Genomic DNA, 4,208 nt, shown 5'->3' on the forward strand with positions numbered 1-4,208 from the left:
ACTGGTAGAAGAAATCTTTGCCAAAAACCTGCAATTCGCAGTTTTTTATTGACATGATGCGATTGGCAGCTTTATAGTTATAAAGCTGCGAATGGCAGTGTTTATTTAAAGGAAAGATAGAATGAATATCTTTGAATGTGCAGAACAGCACCTTGGTAACAACAAAGCTCTAATTACTCGTCTAATCAATGAAGAGGTTGAGGGAAACATCGCTCCTACAACTATCTCACGTATTTATGAGGGGAACGCAAAAGAGTCCATTACTGCGTTAGTAAAATATGCTCTACTCAATATTCTAACTCTAGAGGCTATGAATCATGATTCCTCTGAGTGTGTTAACCAAGAGCGGAATATCTATGTTGAATGCACTAAAGAACCAGAACTAGAGCACAAGCTAAATACTTATTTTCAGAAACTTAGTGATGATCAAGTTGCAGACTATATAAGTAGATATTTAGCAAGTTTACTCCTCGATGATTACAGTGGGTTAGAGCGTGTAATCGGAGTCATGATTCGTGATTATTGCCATGACCACAATTACCCTCAAGGATATGAGCCATCATTCGAGGTATATGTTGATGCTAAGATTGCCAAATTTGAGCTTGTAAGAAAGCATCTCAAAGAATGGTTAATTTAACGTATTTACCTAGCCGTATTAACCCAAGTAGTAGACACATATTAACTCTATGATACTGATAATCATGGAGTTAATTATGATTAAGCTAACTACCCTTCAACAAATCTCAACCCTGCCAATCACCACCACCCTACAAGAACAAGTCAAAGCCATACTCACCGAACCATTCCACGATGAAGCAGAAACCCAACAGACATGGGATGAACTGCAATGTGAACTCTGGTTCCTAACCTCAATTTCCGAACTCACTGCCGTCGTCGTCGACGATATCGAAAGGCTAAAACGAGCACTGACCTATACCGAATTCGAAGACGATCTGGATTACAGAGCAGTACTCACACTGAGCATTGTCGAGGACTCTGGCAAGGGCATTTATCTACTGATGCCTAAGACACTACTTACCGAATTACGCCAGTATTTCTCAATCGAGAATGACTAAGGAGGCTGAGATGCAATCCCGAAAATTCAAATTCAATAAGCGCCAACTCGATACACTTCCACCGACGCCGCCGTCGAGCAAAAGTAAGGAAACCGAATATACCGACGAGTTATGTAGCGGTTTAAAATTAATCGTCAACCGTCAGGGGAGGAAGCGTTTCCTCTTTAGGTACACCTATAATCGGGTCAAAAAATCTATACAACTAGGTGAATACCCAGCGCTAGATATCGCAACTGCTCGTCAGATTTCCAATGACCATAAACGGGAAATTGCTCTAGGTAATGATCCCAAGGCTATTCGTGATGAGAAGCGCAACGTCCTTACGTTCCAAGAGTTCTCTGAGCTGCATTACTTGCCCTATGCAATGATGAACAAGCTCACCGCTAAAAGTGATGCGGGTAGTCTCAAGCTTCATTTCTATCCGAAATGGGGTAAGAAACCTCTCACTGATATCGGTCAGCAGGATATTCAGAAATTACTTGATGGATTACTAGAAGGGAGAAAGCCAGCCACGGTCAACCGTCTGCGGTCCTTGATCCTGAGAATGTTCAGACTCGCAATGGAATGGGGTTATGTCGATTCTAATCCGGGGCAGTACATACGGAAACTTAAGGAAAACAATGTAAGACAGCGATTCCTGTCACGAGCTGAGGTTTCATCCTTCATCAAGGCATGTAACGAAGAACCCAATCGCACTCAATCTAACGCATTGAAATTCGCTCTGCTTACCGGGATGCGAATCGGGGAAATTACCAGTTCGAAATGGGAGTGCCTTACCGTCGACGACGACGGCAATTGGAGCCTATTTCTACCACACACGAAATCGGGGCTGTCGAGAACGGTCCTTCTCAACCACCTAGCTAAGGAAGTGATCCATGATCAACGACGATTTCAACAACCTAAGAACCCCTATATCTTTGCCGGAGATGCACCCGGTAGACCTATCGCTCATCCGAAGAAAGCATTCGCCCGAATCAAGAAAGCTGCCGGGATTACTGACAACTTCCGAATTCATGATTTAAGGCATAGCTTCGCATCGATCCTCATAAACAGCGGAAATGCCACGCTCTATGATGTCCAGCATTTATTAGGACATCAGAGTCCACAAACCTCGACACGGTATGCTCATTTGGCTAGCTCAAGACTGAGAGAGGTCAGTGCTAATGTGGCGGAGTTGGTTGGGGACGCTTCAAATTCCATCAAGTTCAATTAAAAATTCCAAATGTCCTTGTTATGCATTAATATGATATGCGCAACATAAGGATTTGTTGAAGTCTGCGGTAATCCCAACCAATGTAGGCGTGGTCAAGACATTAGTTATAAAAGCTTATTGATTGCGGTTGCTTCGATTCAGATGCTTGCTTTTGCACAGCAGATGAAAGAAGTAAACGGCGGCTAAAAAGAGATTTTTAGTCCTAAGGTAGCGAAATTCCTTAGTAGGTTAGAGTTCCTTGTCGGGTAACTCTGTATCTATGACGGGTCAATCAGCTTTTTTTCCTAAACATAAAAGGGGTAACTATGAAACTAACCATTGAAATCGATCCATCAATCATGGCGTTAGCATTGAGATTGACTTTTTCATCAACAGTAATGCTCGTGCTCGGCTCACTTACGAGTTGTGTACCAATTGGTTAACGGTGGTGACTCAGGCGTAGGCGACAAGGAATGTAGAGTTGCCAAAACCTGAACTTAAAATAGGCAGTGTTATTCTGAGTTCTTTATAATTGTAGGATACCCGTCATAACGGAATACCTCACCTTAGTCAAAAAAAACAGATTTTGGGAGTGAAACTTTCCGCCGCTATAATAGCAATACTTAACTATTTATGAAGTTATTAACCCATCTAGCTATAGATATTCGAATTAGTCGATAACTTTCCCTAAATAACATATCTCTAACCCTCGACTCAACACTTTGAAATCTTATAACTGAGTTTCTTTCATAGTTATATTCGCCGCCGGTAAACTTTCCACTATGAAAATGAGCTGAGCGTACTTCACCATGCATAAAATCTAGAATATTTTCAACTTTTATCTCATCTTTCGCATAGTGACGTATAAAGTTACTAAAATGTTTATTCTTACCATTTTCACACTGAGCTAGAGATTCTATAGCTGCAACTAGATATGATAACCTAACAGTTGGTGAATATTTCCCTGAGGTAGATGCTATTTGATACATAAAGCAACAGTTATTGAATGCCTCTTTTGTTTCAGCAGCAGCGCATTCAAGTTTTGAAAACAACTTTCTTGTTTCACACGGTAAGAATAATAGTTCACCTACATATCGCATGTGAGGAAAAACACTGTTTTTAAACTGTCCACATGCCATCAGCTCTTTTTTCTTAGGCATGCGCGTCAAATCATGGCCGAAGCCATAATAACCAGTTTGGTATATTTTACTTTTAGCATTCGTAGAGTCGCTGACATCTATACACCACTTATGCTCTGTTAACGGGGCGCTGATCCCTACATCAAGTAGTAATGATAATCTAGCAGCTATAATATCTGATTCTACGTTTCCTTTGGCATCAGCATCGGGCCCATCGATGGCATCCACATTTAACTCTATAGAAAAATATCTTTCTATATTACCCCATGTTTTATTACTCGTATCATCGGAAATTGGAGCAATTCTAGTCCCCTTTATCCAATACTCGCCATCTAATTGTGGTCCAGTATATGTGTAATGATATCTTCGGTAAAAAGTTTCCTTTTTATCATCTAATGACTTCATAAGTGAGTCGATGATTAATTTATTTATTTTCTCCTTGTATGCTCCATTTTTATTGTCATCAAACTCTAAGTATTGTAAGTTACCATCTAAATCTGAAGATATTCTTATAAATAAACTATCTTCTTGACCATCTATTTCTCCTGTAATACTGGTTTCGTTGAAATAACTATTACCTTCAAAGTAAGACGAGCCAAAAGACTTTTTTCTAAAATCTTGAAAAAAAACATCTAAGTAATTAAGAAATAATCGAGACCGTTCTTTGTCTGAGATAATTGATAAATCTAATCGTTCCATGATTTTTTTGCCCATAATAATTTTTACATAGAATAAACTTATCAATAAAAGCATATTATGTGTAGTGTTTGATATCACTCCCACAAAAAAAAAGTTACAGAA

General features: G+C 39.6%; 3 protein-coding genes and 1 pseudogene. 3 read left to right on the forward strand and 1 reads right to left on the reverse strand.

Annotation, left to right across the window (positions count from 1 at the left end; translation table 11 throughout):
• The first annotated feature begins 121 nt into the window (after positions 1 to 121).
• The 3 genes from NL645_RS23015 (at position 122) to NL645_RS23025 (ending at position 2,289) form a co-directional block, all read left to right on the forward strand.
• Positions 122 to 637: a hypothetical protein gene (locus NL645_RS23015; RefSeq protein ID WP_029559184.1), complete on the forward strand. Its 516-nt coding sequence runs from the start codon at positions 122 to 124 to the stop codon at positions 635 to 637.
• Between the two features lie 76 nt (positions 638 to 713).
• Positions 714 to 1,076 (forward strand): hypothetical protein, encoded by a 363-nt coding sequence (locus NL645_RS23020; RefSeq protein WP_029559185.1) that lies wholly within the window; start codon positions 714 to 716, stop codon positions 1,074 to 1,076.
• A 10-nt stretch (positions 1,077 to 1,086) separates the two neighbouring features.
• A complete protein-coding gene (locus NL645_RS23025; RefSeq protein ID WP_029559186.1) occupies positions 1,087 to 2,289 on the forward strand; it encodes a site-specific integrase in 1,203 nt (400 codons plus the stop codon).
• A 602-nt stretch (positions 2,290 to 2,891) separates the two neighbouring features.
• Here the strand turns inward: NL645_RS23025 and NL645_RS23030 are convergent.
• A pseudogene (locus NL645_RS23030) lies at positions 2,892 to 4,208 on the reverse strand (hypothetical protein); the annotation flags it as partial.

This window comes from Vibrio sp. Y51_MX_L26 (assembly GCF_024181935.1).
Lineage (GTDB): Bacteria > Pseudomonadota > Gammaproteobacteria > Enterobacterales > Vibrionaceae > Vibrio > Vibrio diabolicus.

What these genes read in the sequence shown, in the direction of transcription:
- NL645_RS23015 (WP_029559184.1), top strand. Translation starts at nt 122, where the DNA reads ATGAATATCTTTGAATGTGCAGAACAGCACCTTGGTAACAACAAAGCT.
- NL645_RS23020 (WP_029559185.1), top strand. Translation starts at nt 714, where the DNA reads ATGATTAAGCTAACTACCCTTCAACAAATCTCAACCCTGCCAATCACC.
- NL645_RS23025 (WP_029559186.1), top strand. Translation starts at nt 1,087, where the DNA reads ATGCAATCCCGAAAATTCAAATTCAATAAGCGCCAACTCGATACACTT.